Below are 15,493 nucleotides of genomic sequence, written 5' to 3'. Positions count from 1 at the left end.
TCATGACGAGATTCTTTGCAAATACTTGATTGAACAAGCGGAATCCAGCTTTCGTTTGATCCGGCAGAGCGCGTTGTCAACCGCTTTGATACCGGAATTCATAATCTTGGCGATTTCCTTGTAACTGTGCCCTTCCGAGTAGAAGTTGAGAACTTGATATTCAAACGGGCTCAACAAGCCGCTCAAATGATGTTTCAGCTCACGCAATTGTTCCCTTTTGATCACCACTTCATGCGGCTCAAAGCCGTGCGGGGAAGGCAGCGTGTCGATCAGCGAGCGGTAGGATTCGTCGTCCGATGCGGTACCGTGCAACGACATGTAATGGTTTAACGGCTGGTGCTTCAAGCGCCTCGACTTCTTGATCGCCGTAATCAACTGCCGGTTGATGCAGATTTCGGCAAACGCTCGAAACGGAATGTCTTTGTCAAGGCGGTAATCCCTGATCGCTTTGAACAGGCCGATCATTCCTTCCTGAACAAGATCCTCTTGTTCAGCACCCGCAAGAAAGAACGAACGGGCTCGATAACGGACAAACGATTGAAAAAGGGACAAAACCTCCTCGATTGCGTTCGGGTCTCCTTGTTGGGCTAGCAGCACTTGATTCTCAACGCTGCCGGGTTCCGTGCGCGGATGGTTCACAGACAACCACCTCCCAATAAAATGAGATCCTCTTACAGTTAATGATAGTTGAAATAGGAAAGTTTCGTCAAACACGAAAAATGACATTATTTTCGAAAGATGAAATGCGGGGCGTTCACGCCATATGTTATCGCTTGAGCCAGTTGTAGACCACCTTCAGTACTTCTTTTTCCGGACCTTGGTAAATCCAGGGGTCCGGCAACGATTTGAGAAAGTGTCTGCCGTAACGCGCGTCCGCCAGCCGCCGGTCATAAACCACAATCGCGCCGACGTCTTTTTTGGAGCGAATCAGACGCCCGAATCCCTGCTTGAACCGCATGATCGCTTGCGGAACCGAATACTCCATGAAAGCGTTGCGACCTTCCCTTTCCAGCGCCTCTGTCCGCGCCTCCGCCACGGGATGGTTGGGCGGCCAGAACGGCAAACGCACAATCACTAGGCAAGACAGATCTTCCCCCGGAATGTCGACCCCTTCCCAAAAAGAGTTCGCCCCGAACAGCACCGCCCGTTCTTCCCTTGTAAACTCATGGACGAGCCGGATTCGCGACGAAGAATCAACGCCATGGGCAAATACCCGGATGTTTTGTTCCTTCAACTTCGGCTTTACTTTGAGATACGCGTCCCGCAGCATTTTATGGGAAGTGAACAACACCAGCATCCGGCCGTTCGAAATCCGTGCGAGCGTCGTAATCGATTGGCAGAGCGATTCGACAAACGTTTCCTCCGATACCCCTTTCACCGGCGTCACATCCGTCGGGATGCACAGCAGCGCCTGGTTTTTGTAATCGAACGGCGACTCCACCTTTAGCGTTTGCAACCGTCCTTCCGCATCCGCCTGCTTGAGCCCCAGACGGTCGATGATATAGGAAAATCCCCGATCGACGGCAATCGTTGCGGATGTCAGCACAACCGCGTCTTTTTTCCCAAACAAACTGTCGTGCAAAAGCGGCCCGACGTCAATCGGAGCCATATACAGACTGACCGCGGGTCGGGCCGTTTTGTGGTCCGCCTCCAGCCACAGCACCGTCGTTTGCGGGTCCGTCTCCCGGAAAAACCGGGCCATGGTAGCCAATCGCCGGTCCAATTCCTGAATTTGTCCGCCGATGTCGGTGATAAGCCCCGCAGCATGATCGTCGTCAGCCAGCCCGGCTGCTTCCGCTTCCAGCTTTGCCATGAGACCGCGAAGCAGCGCCACCTCCGTTTGCAGATTCTCAAACGCCGACAGGACCGCGTGCCAGCCCGGCAGTTGAAAATGGCCGGCATGGAGGCGAAGGACGGATTTGCCGCCTTCGTTTCGTTCGGAGCAATCGAGGGCAAACCGCTGCAGCAAACGGAATGTTTCGTCGGTATGGGAACGAACCGCCAACACCTTTTCCGTCATTAAATCCAGGATGTTCGCGACCGGAGCAAATTCGGTCTGCAGACCGGGCAGCGTCCGCAACTGAACCAGCAAGCCTTGACGGCTGTCCCTCGCAAGCCGGTTGAGAGTTCCGCCGATCTGAAAATAGTTGGCGTCTTCCCCCAAATGCTTGGTCGCTTCTTCTTCGATATGGTGGGCTTCGTCAAAAATCAAATGGCTGTAAGCCGGCAACACCCGGAAATCGGCCTTGATGTCCGTAAACACAAGCGAATGGTTGGTAATCACCACGTCCGCTTGTTCGGCCCTCGCCCGGTTCCTGAAATAGTAGCAATTGCGGAACCACGGGCATTTTTTGTTGATGCAGGAATCGGTGTCGCTGGCCACCCGGCTCCAATGCTCGGCGTGAGACCCCTGCAGGCTTAACTCTTCCCGGTCTCCCGCGTCCGTTTCGATCAACCAAGTGAGCATGCGCAGATAAAAAGACCGTTCGCCCGGATCGGAGATCAACCCTTGCGAGTTGACGCCGTTCGCCACTTTTCGCATGCACACGTAGTTGTTGCGGCCCTTGAGGACGGACACTTCAAACGGAAAATCCAAAATCTCTTTTAACAGCGGGAAATCGCGGTGTTTGATCTGCTCCTGCAGGTTGATCGTATGGGTGGCAACCACCACCCGCTCGCCTGTCGCAACCGCGTGAAAAATCGCGGGAATCAGATAAGCAAGGGATTTGCCGGTGCCGGTCCCCGCTTCCACGATCAGGTGCCGGCCTTCCGTCAACGCTTCCGAAACCGCCCGAACCATTTGCAGTTGCGACGTTCTTTCTTCATATCCTTCGAATCTGGCGGCCAAGGGGCCGTTCTTCGACAGGATTGAAACCGCCGTTTCCGGAGTAAACGGGACAGGCTCCCGCTCTTCCAGATTCCGTTCCTTCACTTCCACCGTCCTGTGCATTACTTGTTGGATCACGGAACAACCGTCGGGCGTTTCCGTCTGACTCAACTTGACGGGGTCTTGCGCCAACGCAGCGAAAAAGTGGCGCAGCGGCCAATCCGACATGGCGGTCAATTGCTCGATTTGTTGCAAAATCAAAAGCGGCAGCCGTTTCGCCTTGTCGAGCAATCGCAAAAACAGTTCAGCCGCCGCCAAGGCATCCGATAACGCGCGATGCGGACGCCCGTGGGCAATTCCGAAGCTTGCCGCCAGCGATTCCAGCGAATAGCCGGGCTCTCGCGGAAACAAAATCTGGCTCAATTCCAACGTATCAAAGCACACGCCCGCATACGGCAGATACCCGCATTCCTCCAGCGTCCGATTTAAAAAGGACAAGTCGAAAGGCGCGTTGTGGGCGACCCAATCCGCCCCGTCGGCAAAACGCAAAAATTCCTTTACTGCTTCGTCCAGAGGTGGCGCACCGGCCACATCCGCATCGGAAATTCCGGTCAGTTCTTTGCAGACATCCGGCAAGGGCCTGTCCTGGGCGACAAACGTTTCGAACGTTTCCGTAATTTGACCGTTTTCGATACGAACGGCGCCGATTTCGACAATCGAGTCGGTATCCGCCGAAAAACCGGTTGTTTCCAAATCGAACACGACAAAAGCCGCTGTCATGCAGGTCACTCCAAAAAAAGAATCCATTAGTCTTTCTCTACGGCGGTTGGATTTTCCTGCAAGAACAAGGCGGCGGCAACATTCAGTCTGTTGCCCCCGCCGGCAAGGTCGTCTCGCGGCAACGGATCCAACACCATTCAGCCAAGTCATGTTCACCGAGCGCCGAATGCGCCAATCCTTTGTAAAACCAGGTTTCGGTGCAGGAATCGTCGATTTTCAAGGCTTCCGCAAACTGGTTCAGGGCTGAATGATAGCTGCCTTGTTCCAACTGCAGCCGTCCGGCCTGCAAGTGCCCGAGTTTGCGGACACTGCGGTCGCTGGACTGGATAACCAGGTCCAACAGTCTGCATGCCTCTTCCGGCCGGTTTTGCAACTGCATCACGCGTGCCATCCCAATCCTGGCATGAACCCAGTCGGGCCGCTTTGCCATCAGCGACCGAAAAACCGCCTCCGCCTTTTCTGCATTCCCCTCCATCAAAAACGCCCAGCCGAGATTAAATTGCGCCTGCAAGTCTTGCGGCGCCAGACTCAACTGCTTCTTAAAACGCGTGATCGCCGTCCGGTAGTCCCCTTGTTGCATCGCCAGCCAGCCGATTCCGCCGATCGGCCGCACCGCCTCCGGATAAAATCTTTCCGCCCTGGCGTACAAGGACCGGGCGAGGTCGAACTCTCCCCGTCGCAGACTGAGATCGGCATACGTCATCAGAACCCCGTAGTCGGAAGAATTGAGTTGGTAAGCCTTTCGGATGTGCTGGTACGCTTTATCCTGCGAACCGGTCCTAAGCCAGAGGCTGGCACAGTTTTTTTCGGTTTCCCAGTCCTCCGGTTCCTTGTCCAGCGCGACCAAAAAAGAAGCCAACGCATCGTGATACCGCTGCAGGTTATGCTGACAAACCCCCAGATTGTAAAACACGTCACGAAAATGCGGCATATACTCCGCGGTTTGCTTAAATTCTTCCGCCGCTCTTTCATAATCGCCCTTCGCCGCGTAAATATGGCCAAAAGTGTTGTGGACGGCGGCCAAAACGAACGGGTCGTTCGCTCCCACCGCCACCAGGTTCAATTGCCTTTCCGCTTTTTCGTACTCCTCCCTGCCGAGGTACCCGAACGCCAGATAAAGTCTCGCAATGGTAAATTCCCCGTCCAACTCGACAACGCGCTCCAATTCGCAAATCGCGTGGGAAAACATCAAAAGATCGAAATATCCGAGCCCCTTCCGAAACAGACGGACGGCCAGTTCCTCTTCCGCTTCCGGGAACAAAGGAATTTGCGGAACGGCAAACGCCTGAATTTGTTTGACGGGTTGGGGGATCGGAACATGCTCGCCTTGCATGGGAGGCGCGGTGAATTCGATATTTAAGCCGAATCCGTCCGAAAGGTCGGCCAATTTTTCTTCAAAAGCGATCCATTTTTCAACAAACCGGTCACAGACGGAGCGGAGAGCGATCAATTCCTCGCGCAGAATGTCCTTTTCCTTGTCTCCTGCGTTCCGCAATTGCTTCTCAATTCGCTGCAAGGCCGCAAACAATTGTTCAAACGGCTTGTCGAACACAAGCGATCCCTCCGGGGCCCATGCACTTTAACTTGCCTGTGCCATGGGTAAATTTGCGGTTAGTTTACGGCAACCGGTTGTTTCTATGCAAAAAGACGCACACCGCATTCATGCGAATGCGGTGCTGTGGGTTTCGCGAATCAGATCGTGAATCGTGTTGTCCGGATTCATCAAAGCCACGACCGGTCGATGCGTTCTCGCCTGCTGATCTTCCATCATCGCGTAAGAAATGATGATCACCGTATCCCCGGGTTGGACCAGACGGGCCGCCGCTCCGTTCAGGCAGATCACACCGGACCCGCGCGGCCCCGGGATGACGTATGTTTCAAATCGCGCCCCGTTATTGTTGTTGACGATTTGCACCTTTTCGTTCTCCAAAATGTCGACCGCGTCCATGATGTCTTCGTCGATCGTGATCGAACCGACATAATTCAAGTTGGCTTCCGTCACGGTTGCGCGGTGGATTTTCGATTTCATCATCATACGAAACATCGCCTTTCCCCCCTATGGACCCAAAATCGTATTATCGATCAGGCGGGTTCCGCCAAACCGGACCGCCACTGCCAACAGCGCCTCGCCTTCGATGCGGCTTTTGTCCGACAAGCTTTCCAGGTCGACAATTTTCACATACTCGATTTCCGCCAGCGATTCGGCCGTAATGATCGATTTGACCCTGTCGGCGATGACTCCCGCCGAACGTTCACCATTGGCAAACATTTTTTCCGCCTCCCGCAGGGAACGGTTGATCGAAAGCGCCTGCCGTCTCTCTTCGGCAGACAAATACACGTTGCGGGAACTCATGGCGAGACCGTCTTCCTCCCGTACAATCGGACACGGGACAATCTCGACCGGCATGTTGAGATCGTTCACCATCCGCTGCACAACCCGAACTTGTTGCGCGTCTTTTTGACCGAAAAACGCCTTGTCCGGCTGCACGATATTGAACAGCTTGGCAACAACGGTCGCGACTCCACGGAAATGGCCCGGACGCGACGCTCCGCACAAATTCTCCGTCACGTTCTCCACCTCAACAAAAGCCAATTGCTTTTGCGGATACATCTCGCTGATCGCGGGCGCAAAAATCGCATCGACTCCGGCGGTTTCCGCCAACCGGGCGTCTCTTTCCAAATTGCGCGGATATTTGTCGTAATCTTCAGCAGGCCCAAACTGTAAAGGATTTACAAAAATACTCATCACGACAATGTCGCACTCCGCTTTCGCCTGCCGTACCAGCGACAGGTGCCCTTCGTGCAAAAAACCCATCGTCGGCACAAAACCGATGGTCTTGCCCTGCGCCTTGCGTTCCCGAACGAAATTTCGGATATCTACAATCGTATGGAAAATTTTCATGGTATCGCAAGCTCCTTTTTCAAAACGGCCATCACTTCTTCCTTCATGCCGAATTCATGTTCCGGCCCGGGAAACGATCCGTCCCGCACCTCCCGGTTGTAAGTCCGCACCGCCTCGACCATGGTCTCGTACAGGGAACCGTATTTTTTTACAAAACGGGGCATGTAATCGTTTGTGATGCCAAGCAGATCGTGCATCACCAGAACCTGACCGTCACAGCCCGCGCCCGCGCCGATTCCGATCGTCGGGATTGACAGACGTTCCGAGATAAGGGTTGCAAGCGGTGTCGGCACCAGCTCCAGGACGATGGCAAAGCAGCCCGCTTCCTGCAACAGCACCGCATCTTCGAAAATCCGTTTGGCGCTTTCCGCATCTTTTCCCTGAAGTTTGTATCCCCCCAGTTGGTTGACCGCTTGCGGGGTCAACCCCAGATGTCCCATCACCGGAATGTTGGCGCGGATCAAAGCCCGGATCTCGTCGAGCATCTCTCGGCCGCCTTCCAGCTTCACCGCATCCGCACCCGCTTCCTGAACCATGCGCCCCGCGTTGCGGACCGTCTCCGCAATCGAAATATTGGCGGACAGAAACGGCATGTCCGTAACGACAAAGGTGTTTTGGGCGCCGCGTTTGACGGCTTTCGTATGATGAATCATGTCCTCCACCGTCACCGGCAGCGTGGTTTCGTATCCCAGAACGACCATTCCCAGCGAATCCCCGACCAAAATCACATCCGTTCCGGCTTCTTCCGCCGCCTTCGCGGTCGGATAGTCATACGCGGTGACCATTGCGATTCGTTGCTTGTCGGCTTTCATTTGCCGAAGCTTTACAGTCGAAAGCTTCCCCTGCTGTCCATGCCCCGCCATTCCAGATCCCCCCAAATTCATATCCCTCAACTGCATCCCGCTTCTGAGGACTCCGGGGGAGCCCCCCTCCCCCTCGCAGATTGTCTGCGGGCAGCCGAAGCGAATCAAAAAAACCTTTCCGGCCGAAGCGCGAAAAGGTTTACGAACATTCACGTAAGATCCTCTGTCTCGGTCCGCTGACGGCTCAGAGCAGATTAACGTAACGGTTTACGTACAAGTGTTAATTTGATGTTGGAACAAATTGCCCACAATCCGGAGTACAGTTCCGACGGATACCGCCTCCACTTGCAGTATAACTTGAAAACGTAAACTTGTATAGTGTCAAGCGTTACATTTTGAAGAAATTATGAAATCTGTATATCCGCCGAATACACTTTCTGCCGTCCCTGCTCGGTTTCAAGGATTAAAGTTCCCATATCGTCGATGTCCACCGCCAGTCCGGTGACGATTCCCCGCGGCGTGTGGGCGGATACTTGTCTGCCAAGCGTTACGCTTTGTTCTTTCCATTGTTCGCGAATCGGCGCAAAGCTGCCGCTCTCCACATATTGGTCGTACAACGCCTCAAACCGCTCCAGAATCCGCTGCACCACCGGCGCACGGTTCACGCGATGACCGGTGATCAACCGCAAGGATGTCGCCACATCTCTCAGTTCTTCGGGAAAATCCCGCTCCGTTTGATTGACGTTAATGCCGATTCCGAGGATCACATGGGACACTTCTTCCGATTCCATGTTCATTTCGGTCAGGATTCCGCAGCATTTTTGCCGGCCGAACAGGATATCGTTCGGCCATTTGATGCCGGCTTTGCGGCCCGTCAGTTCCGTTAACACTTGGCTGACGGCGACGGCAGCCACCAAAGTCAACTGGGGAGCCTGCGCCATCGGCAGCCGGGGCCGCAAAACCAGACTCATCCAAATTCCGCTTCCGGCTGGAGAGAACCAGGATTTTCCCCTGCGCCCTTTTCCGCCCGTCTGTTGATCGGCAATCACAAGCGTCCCTTCCGGTTCACCCTCCTCTGCCAATTTGGCCGCCAGATGGTTTGTGGAGTCAACCGTTTTCAGAAATACGACCCGCTGCCCGATGCGTTTTGTCCGCAACCCTTCCCGGATCTCCGCAGCCGTCACCAGATCGGGCACCGCCACCAGACGGTATCCTTTGTTGCGGACTGCATCGATTTGATAGCCTTCTTCCTGCAGATCCTTGATGTGCTTCCAGATCGCCGTGCGCGATACGTCAAAACGCTGGCAGATTTCTTCGCCGGATATGTAGTTGTCCCGATTGTCCCTCAGCAGTTTCAAAATTTGCTCTTTCATCGCTTTCCTACCTTTTCGGACTCTCCTTCGGACTTTCTTTCGAACTCTCGGTAAATTTCCGGTACAAACCCGCAGCGGCGGAAATCAGACGTTCCCTCGAATTGGCAGACGGATCCTCGAGAACCAGGCGAACCAACCGTTCCCGGATTTGACCGATGACAGGTCCGGGCGGAATCCTGAGTTCGTCCACCAGATCCTGTCCGGTAACCGCCAAATCGTGAATCGACCAAATCGGCTGCCGTTTCGTCGATTGCTCGAATCGGCCGGCGATTTGGCTGTCCGCCTCGGGTCTCGCCCGCCGCAGAACGAGCAGCGCGGAAGCCGCCGCTTCTTTCCCGTGGCGATAAAGATAAAAGCGCCATGTCTCGGCCGGCCAACGCAAAGGATCGCTGTCCGGCACCGCCGACAGGATCGAAACAACGGATCGAATCAACGAATTTGGCTGCCGCAACAGACGAAGGCTTTGGCCCGCTTCCGACGCCCCGACCGCCAGTTTCCAAAAAAAGGCCGCGTGCCGCAAGTCCAATTTTTTCGGCAAACGATTGGCAAACTCCGCCGCCTGCCATAGTGTATCCCGCTCAAAGCCGGACAGTCCGGGAAATACGTGCCCGAACAACGCGGCGTCAGTCAGGTGTTTCACCCCGACAAGCAGATCGGAACAGACGATTTTGTTCCATTCGTCGCGAATTCTTTCGCGTGAGATCAACGACAGGCGGTCGGCATTCCGCACAATCGCCTGCCAGGTCTGTTCTTCGATTGCGGCGCCAAGCCTTGCCGCGAAACGGACAGCCCGCATCATTCGCAGCGCGTCTTCCGCAAACCGCCGGTCGGCGGAACCTACCGCCCGGATGATTTTGTTCCGCAAATCCCGTTGTCCGCCGAAAGGATCGACGAGAGTGCCGTGACGGTCCATCGCCATCGCGTTGATCGTAAAATCGCGCCGCGTCAGATCGACTTCCAGGGATTTGACATACGTCACGCTGCTCGGCCTGCGGGAGTCGAGATACTCGCCTTCCGACCGAAACGTTGTGACTTCGATTCTTTGCCCGCCGGTCAGCACACTGACAGTCCCATGCCGCAATCCGGTGGGAACAGTCCGGGGGAACAGTTTTTGCACCTGTTCGGGGGTGGCGTCCGTCGCGACGTCATAATCTCCAGGCGGGTCGCCCGACAGCAGATCCCGCACGCACCCCCCTACCAAAAACGCTTGGAAACCCGCTCGTTCCAGTTGCTTCAGAACCGACCGCGCGGCCTCAAGAGCCTCGTCCGTCATTCGGGGCGCACCGCCTCGCGTCATTGGAAATCGCCTCGTTCCGGCACGTCTTTTTTGCGATCATGGGCGATCAGGACAATGTTCATCCGGAAAGCCTCCCTGCAATCGTCAGTCGATCAGATTTTCCAATCCGTATACAAGCCCCGTCAATTCCATGACCTTTTTGGTCGCCATCGCCACCCCGGGCATAAACGATTCCCGGCTGATGGAGTCATGGCGGATGGTCAAGGTTTGCCCTACGCCGCCGAATATCACTTCCTGATGTGCGACATAACCGGGCAGACGGATCGAATGAATTCTCATCCCTTCGAAATCCGCGCCGCGGGCGCCGGCGATTTTCTCTTCTTCCGCCGGATGACCCTGCCGTATGCGTTGTCTCTCGTTTGCGATCATCTCTGCCGTTTTCAAAGCCGTCCCGGACGGCGCATCCAGTTTCTGGTCGTGGTGCAGTTCCACAATTTCCACATGCGGCAGATAACGGGCGGCAAGAGCCGCAAACTTCATCATCAGGATCGCACCGATCGCAAAGTTGGGCGCGACAACTCCGCCAATCCCTTTTTCACGCAAAATGCGGTCCCATTCCCGCAGATCCTCCTGCGCAATGCCGGTTGTCCCGACAACGGGCCGCACCCCGTATTCCAACGCCAAATACACGTTGTCGCGAACGACCGCCGGGGTCGTAAAATCGATCATCACATCCGCGTTGGTCCGAATCAGCGTTTCACCCAAATCTGTTGAAAACGGCACACCAGTCTCCCCAAGTCCTGCAACCGTCCCGACATCCAGCCCCTCCATCGTCCGGTCGACCGCTCCCGCCAATTGGAGCAAGGGATCGTTTAAGACCGTTTTCACCACTTCCCGTCCCATTCTCCCGTTGGCGCCGGTCACCACAACTCGGATTCTTTTGTTTTCCTCCATCATATGTACACACTCCTGTTCCATTTAAGGAATTTGCGTCAACTTTCTTTCCTGGTCCACCGGTTCGCGTCACGCGTCTTGAATTTGTGCATCACCAAACGGTGCGCCTCTTCCAAATCAATATTCAGAGAATTGGCAAGACAAGTCAGGCAGTACAGAACATCGCCGATTTCTTCCGCGATGCTCCTGTTTGCTTCCGTTTCCTTTTTCTTTTTCTCGCCGAATCGGTGATTGACCTCCCGTGCCAATTCCCCCAGTTCTTCCGTCAGCCGCACGATCAAACTCATAGGCGGAAAATACCCTTCTTCAAACTGGGAAATATGCTCGTCCACTTCCCGCTGCATGGTACACAAAGTCAGTTTCTCCATCTGCGATTGTCCTCCTGTCGCTTTATCAACATTCCACCATAAGAAGGAAGAATAAACAAGCCCGACACGAATATGAATTTACGGATAGGCCGTCCTGTGCACGTGCACCCAAAAGGCACGAATCGCCCATTGCCGCCGGGATCCCCGTGAAGCGCTTGCGCTTTCCGGGGGTGGCTGTTGCGGCAGGTCGGGTTAGGAAACTGAAAAGGAGTTGTCATTTATGCCCGGATCACCCAAGCGTACTGCGACAACTTTGCTGGCGATTGTCGTTGTATTTATGACTCTTTCGCTCGTGTTTTTCCCAAAGGAAGGATTTGAAGCGGGATTGGCAGGATTGAATTTGTTCTGGGAAGTCGTGTTTCCCTCCCTGTTGCCGTTTTTTATTCTGTCTGAGCTGATGCTTGGCGCGGGTGTCGTACACGCACTGGGCGTCCTGCTGGAACCGTTGATGCGCCCGTTGTTCAGTGTGCCCGGAGTCGGCGCCTTCGCCTTGTCGATGGGGCTGGCGGCGGGTTACCCGATGGATGCGGTCATTACGGCCAAGTTTCGAAAAAATAAAATGTGCAGCCGCGTCGAAGGGGAACGCCTGCTCGCTTTTACCAACACGGCCGATCCGTTGTTCATGTTCGGCGCGGTTGCTGTCGGAATGTTCCGGAATGCGGGAATCGGCATGCTCCTTGCCATCGCCCATTACATCGGAGCGTTTTTGGTAGGGATTCTCTTTAAGCTCTACGGACGCGGCAAAGACAACCGGGAAGAAGTAGCCGCGCAGCCGATGCGGGGGAATTTGTTCGTCCGGGCGTACCAAGAAATGATACGGGCCCGCGAGGAAGACGGCCGCTCCTTCGGAAAGCTGCTGGGCGATTCGGTGAACGACTCGATCAAAACGCTGTTGATGATTTGCGGCTTTATTATCTTTTTCGCGGTCGTTATCAAAGTGTTGACACTGGCCGGCATTATCCCGTTGCTCTCCCTTCCCGTGGTGGGATTGTTCAAATTGACGGGGTTTGATCTCTCCCTTGTAAATCCCTTTATGGCGGGTCTGTTCGAGATCGATATCGGCTCCGCGCAAGCGGCGGCCACGAAAGCGCCGCTGATCGAACAGCTGTCGGTGGTGTCTTTTATCATTGCCTGGAGCGGCTTGTCTGTCCACGCCCAGATCGCGTCCGTTTTAACGGGTACGGATATCCGTTTCATTCCCTATGTGGTCGCAAGGCTGTTGCACGGGATCCTGGCCGGCGTGTTTACGGTGCTTTTGTTTCATTGGGGAGTGGGGCAAACCACAGCCAGCGTGATGGCTCCGCTGACGCCTTCCGCATTCGCGGTGGCAGCGGCGGAACCGGCGGCAGCCGCAAGATGGCTGGCCTCATTTGCTGCCTTAAAAAATTGGATCCTGCTGATTGGCGGGCTCACGTTACTCTCGGTGGCTTTACATTTGGCAAGACGGATGCGAATCGTCTTCTTCCGGGCCCGGATGGGCGACAAGTGAACGGCTTGCCGGCAGATTCGCAATTTACCATTTGCCGAGAAACTGCGCAATGAGAATCCCAGCCCCCAAAATCCAGACGTAAATCGAAAACCCTTTCAAAGACCCGCGCTGCAAAACGACAAGCATCCATTTGACCGCCACATACCCGGCGACAGCCGCCGCAGCGGTACCCGCTAGTAAGGGCAGTAGATGGAGGGATTCGCTGACGGCTCCTGCCGCCAGTTTTTTGCTCTGCAGCACAACGGCCCCGAGAATCGCGGGAAGAGAAAGCAGGAACGAAAAACGGGCGGCCGCTTTTTTGTCGATTCCTCTGAACAGCGCACCAGCAATCGTCAACCCGGACCGGGAGACAGCCGGCAGGATCGCAGCTCCTTGCAGCACGCCGACAAGCAACGCATCTTTATAAGAAATCCGGTCGATTTCCTTGGTGCCGTTCTTCATGTTGTCAGCCCACCAGAGAATGGCACCTGTCAATAAAAATTCCCAGCCAACGGTCACGCCGGTCTTAGAAATTTCTTCAAAAAAATCCTCGAACGCCAATCCGATCGCCGCCGTCGGGATAGTTCCCACCACCACGAGCAGCGTCAACTTGCTGAACGGTCGGCGAATCATAAACAGCACGTCGCGCCAGAATACCGCCACAACCGCCAACAAGGTCCCGAGATGAAGCATGGTGTCAAGAAACAAACCCGCTTCGGACAGACCGAGCAACTTCCTTCCCAAGAGCAGGTGTCCCGTGCTGCTGATCGGCAGGAACTCGGTCAATCCCTGAATGATTCCCAATGCGATTGCTTTTGCGAACTCTTCCATCGTTCCCTCCGTCAGGCAGGTATCAACACTTCCCTATTATACTGCATTTCCAGCTGCTAGACATGCTTTTTCTGTCGACAACATAAACATATGTTGTGCAAAGGGGGAACAACCTGATGAACCAAAAACAGATCCGGCAAGCGTTTCAAATCGGGTTCACATATATCGGGACGGTGGTCGGGGCCGGTTTTGCATCGGGACAGGAAATCTTGAAATTTTTCAGCGTGTTCGGGGATTGGGCGTATGTTGGGATTCCTGTCAGTACCTTGCTGTTCGCTTGGGTGGGAAGCAAAATGCTGCTCTTGGGTGCCCGGCTGAACGCCCATTCTTACCGGCAGTTGACCGCTTACCTGTTTGGTGACAAATTGGCCGGTCTGATCGACCTTTTTATGATGGTCATGCTGTTTGGGGTGACGGTTGCCATGCTGGCAGGAGTTGGTGCGCTGTTTCACGAAAACTTGCAAATCCCGTTCCAACTCGGAGTTCTTTTGACGATGGGATTGACATACTGGACGATACGGCGGGGAATGCGGGGGATTCTCGCGGCAAACTCCATTATTGTTCCGATCATGATCTCTTTAATCTGTTTTATCTTTTTAAAAACCGCCTTGTCGTCCCCCGCAACCCGCTTTGCCGCGCCGGAACATCACGCCTCCTGGGCGTGGATGGCGTCTGCCGTTTCCTACGCCGCCTTCAATCTCGGTCTTGCCGTGTCGGTACTGGTCCCCATTGGAAACGAAATCAAAGACCACTGTTCCCTGCTGGCCGGTGGATATATTGGAGCCCTGGGGCTGGGAATCATGTTGTTGGGCACGCATTATGCCCTGTCGGTGCAAATGCCCGGCATTCTCAATTATGAAGTGCCGATGGCACATATCACGTCCTCATATGGCTTGCTGTTTCAGGGATTGTTCATACTGGTGCTTTGGGGGGAGATTTTCAGCACGTTGATCGCCAATGTGTACGGGCTTGCCAGTCAGTTCGCCTCTCCCCGCCATCCGGTGAACGGTTCCCTGATAACTGTGGCGATTTTGACAGCGGCCTTTTTTGTGAGCCAAATCGGCTTTTCAAACATTGTCAAATATTTGTATCCGGTCTTCGGTTATCTGAGCTTTCTTTTGCTGATCCTGCTGATCTGGCCGCAACGAGTATCTCCGCCAAAGTGACGGCAAAGGTTGCTGTTGATTCCGGTTGGTGCCAACTCAATGTCCAAAGCCCGGACGGGACACTGTTGTTCCAAAAGGCGGAATTATGGTAAATTAATAGCGGTATTAGCTGCAGATGCAGGACTTGGCTTATGCCAAGTTTTCTTTCTATTTTTGGCTTGGGGGGGCTCGTCCATCGAACAAACGGTCTTGGATTTGGTCGGTGTCTATGGCTATATCGCCCTGTTCCTGAGCCTGGTGCTTGGAATCGTGGGGTTGCCAATTCCCGACGAAGTGATTATGACATATGTCGGATTTCTCGTTTCAAAAGAACGAATGATTTTCTCACTGGCGCTGTCCGTGGCGTTTCTCGGTTCCGTTGCCGGAATGTCGATTTCTTATGCTCTTGGAAGGTCGTTCGGCCTTCCCTTGCTTCACAAATACGGGAAACGCATTGGCATCAAAGAACACCATTTGGAACGGGTACAAACCTGGTATGCAAAATTTGGCCCATTTGTTTTGCTGATCGGTTATTTCCTGCCCGGTATCCGGCACGTTACCGCTTTTTCCGCAGGCGCCAGCCGGATGCGGATCCGGTCGTTTATGCTTTACGCCTATACCGGCGGGTTGATTTGGGCATTGACTTTCATCTCGCTGGGAAGGATTTTGGGGGAACACTGGGGGTTGTTGTTTGTTTTCCTGCACCGTTACGCCCATTGGATTCTGGCGGGATTGTTCTTGTTGGCCGGAGTGTTCCTGTTGGTTTGTTTTAAAAAAAAACTTTTGTAAAGAACGCCGGAGTGGA

At 54.5% G+C, this 15,493-nt stretch carries 14 protein-coding genes; 3 read left to right on the top strand and 11 right to left on the bottom strand.

What is annotated here, in order from left to right; all coding sequences use genetic code 11:
• The 10 genes from sigH to AC4ED1_RS01720 form a co-directional block, all read right to left on the bottom strand.
• Complete coding sequence (gene sigH / locus AC4ED1_RS01765; RefSeq protein WP_490935677.1) at nt 1–639, bottom strand: RNA polymerase sporulation sigma factor SigH; 639 nt, start codon at nt 637–639, stop codon at nt 1–3.
• Between the two features lie 127 nt (nt 640–766).
• Nucleotides 767–3,607, bottom strand: a complete 2,841-nt coding sequence (gene dinG, locus AC4ED1_RS01760) for an ATP-dependent DNA helicase DinG (RefSeq protein ID WP_490935676.1) — start codon at nt 3,605–3,607, stop codon at nt 767–769.
• 82 nt (nt 3,608–3,689) lie between these two features.
• On the bottom strand, nt 3,690–5,159 hold the full coding sequence (locus AC4ED1_RS01755; protein WP_490935675.1) for a tetratricopeptide repeat protein: 1,470 nt from the start codon (nt 5,157–5,159) through the stop codon (nt 3,690–3,692).
• 108 nt (nt 5,160–5,267) lie between these two features.
• Nucleotides 5,268–5,651, bottom strand: coding sequence for an aspartate 1-decarboxylase (gene panD, locus AC4ED1_RS01750; protein ID WP_490935674.1), 384 nt, complete (start codon nt 5,649–5,651; stop codon nt 5,268–5,270).
• 12 nt (nt 5,652–5,663) lie between these two features.
• The gene (gene panC, locus AC4ED1_RS01745; RefSeq protein WP_490935673.1) at nt 5,664–6,509 is read right to left on the bottom strand and encodes a pantoate--beta-alanine ligase; all 846 of its coding nucleotides are present in this window, start codon (nt 6,507–6,509) and stop codon (nt 5,664–5,666) included.
• Nucleotides 6,506–7,372, bottom strand: coding sequence for a 3-methyl-2-oxobutanoate hydroxymethyltransferase (gene panB / locus AC4ED1_RS01740; protein WP_490935672.1), 867 nt, complete (start codon nt 7,370–7,372; stop codon nt 6,506–6,508). Before panB ends, panC begins: the two co-directional genes overlap by 4 nt.
• A 344-nt stretch (nt 7,373–7,716) precedes the next feature.
• Nucleotides 7,717–8,685, bottom strand: a complete 969-nt coding sequence (locus tag AC4ED1_RS01735) for a biotin--[acetyl-CoA-carboxylase] ligase (protein ID WP_490935671.1) — start codon at nt 8,683–8,685, stop codon at nt 7,717–7,719.
• Between the two features lie 7 nt (nt 8,686–8,692).
• Nucleotides 8,693–9,982 carry a CCA tRNA nucleotidyltransferase gene (locus AC4ED1_RS01730; protein WP_490935670.1) on the bottom strand — a complete coding sequence of 430 codons (1,290 nt, stop codon included), beginning with the start codon at nt 9,980–9,982 and terminating at the stop codon, nt 8,693–8,695.
• 84 nt (nt 9,983–10,066) lie between these two features.
• Nucleotides 10,067–10,879, bottom strand: coding sequence for a 4-hydroxy-tetrahydrodipicolinate reductase (gene dapB, locus AC4ED1_RS01725; RefSeq protein ID WP_490935669.1), 813 nt, complete (start codon nt 10,877–10,879; stop codon nt 10,067–10,069).
• Nucleotides 10,880–10,914: 35 nt separating this feature from the next.
• Nucleotides 10,915–11,244: a nucleotide pyrophosphohydrolase gene (locus AC4ED1_RS01720; RefSeq protein WP_490935668.1), complete on the bottom strand. Its 330-nt coding sequence runs from the start codon at nt 11,242–11,244 to the stop codon at nt 10,915–10,917.
• Nucleotides 11,245–11,464: 220 nt separating this feature from the next.
• Between AC4ED1_RS01720 and ylbJ the strand changes: the two genes are divergently transcribed.
• Nucleotides 11,465–12,733: a sporulation integral membrane protein YlbJ gene (ylbJ, locus tag AC4ED1_RS01715; RefSeq protein ID WP_490935667.1), complete on the top strand. Its 1,269-nt coding sequence runs from the start codon at nt 11,465–11,467 to the stop codon at nt 12,731–12,733.
• Nucleotides 12,734–12,757: 24 nt separating this feature from the next.
• On the opposite strand, the gene AC4ED1_RS01710 is transcribed toward ylbJ, so the two are convergent.
• Entirely contained in the window at nt 12,758–13,543 is a 786-nt protein-coding gene (locus tag AC4ED1_RS01710) for an undecaprenyl-diphosphate phosphatase (protein ID WP_490935666.1), read from the bottom strand.
• 116 nt (nt 13,544–13,659) lie between these two features.
• Between AC4ED1_RS01710 and AC4ED1_RS01705 the strand changes: the two genes are divergently transcribed.
• Together AC4ED1_RS01705 and AC4ED1_RS01700 are read left to right on the top strand one after the other, a co-directional pair.
• A complete protein-coding gene (locus AC4ED1_RS01705; protein ID WP_490935665.1) occupies nt 13,660–14,709 on the top strand; it encodes a YkvI family membrane protein in 1,050 nt (349 codons plus the stop codon).
• A 153-nt stretch (nt 14,710–14,862) separates the two neighbouring features.
• The gene (locus AC4ED1_RS01700) at nt 14,863–15,477 is read left to right on the top strand and encodes a DedA family protein (protein ID WP_490935664.1); all 615 of its coding nucleotides are present in this window, start codon (nt 14,863–14,865) and stop codon (nt 15,475–15,477) included.
• Nucleotides 15,478–15,493 lie beyond the last annotated feature (16 nt).

This window comes from Effusibacillus sp. SKA8, assembly GCF_058273125.1.
The sequence above is the reverse complement of the archived record's forward strand: the minus strand, read 5'-3'. Positions and strand labels throughout refer to the sequence as shown.

Bases quoted from the DNA above. Each gene is read 5' to 3' on its own strand.
- dinG (WP_490935676.1), bottom strand. From the start codon at position 3,607: ATGACAGCGGCTTTTGTCGTGTTCGATTTGGAAACAACCGGTTTTTCG.
- panD (WP_490935674.1), bottom strand. From the start codon at position 5,651: ATGTTTCGTATGATGATGAAATCGAAAATCCACCGCGCAACCGTGACG.
- panC (WP_490935673.1), bottom strand. From the start codon at position 6,509: ATGAAAATTTTCCATACGATTGTAGATATCCGAAATTTCGTTCGGGAA.
- panB (WP_490935672.1), bottom strand. From the start codon at position 7,372: ATGGCGGGGCATGGACAGCAGGGGAAGCTTTCGACTGTAAAGCTTCGG.
- AC4ED1_RS01735 (WP_490935671.1), bottom strand. From the start codon at position 8,685: ATGAAAGAGCAAATTTTGAAACTGCTGAGGGACAATCGGGACAACTAC.
- AC4ED1_RS01730 (WP_490935670.1), bottom strand. From the start codon at position 9,982: ATGACGCGAGGCGGTGCGCCCCGAATGACGGACGAGGCTCTTGAGGCC.
- dapB (WP_490935669.1), bottom strand. From the start codon at position 10,879: ATGATGGAGGAAAACAAAAGAATCCGAGTTGTGGTGACCGGCGCCAAC.
- AC4ED1_RS01720 (WP_490935668.1), bottom strand. From the start codon at position 11,244: ATGGAGAAACTGACTTTGTGTACCATGCAGCGGGAAGTGGACGAGCAT.
- ylbJ (WP_490935667.1), top strand. From the start codon at position 11,465: ATGCCCGGATCACCCAAGCGTACTGCGACAACTTTGCTGGCGATTGTC.
- AC4ED1_RS01710 (WP_490935666.1), bottom strand. From the start codon at position 13,543: ATGGAAGAGTTCGCAAAAGCAATCGCATTGGGAATCATTCAGGGATTG.
- AC4ED1_RS01705 (WP_490935665.1), top strand. From the start codon at position 13,660: ATGAACCAAAAACAGATCCGGCAAGCGTTTCAAATCGGGTTCACATAT.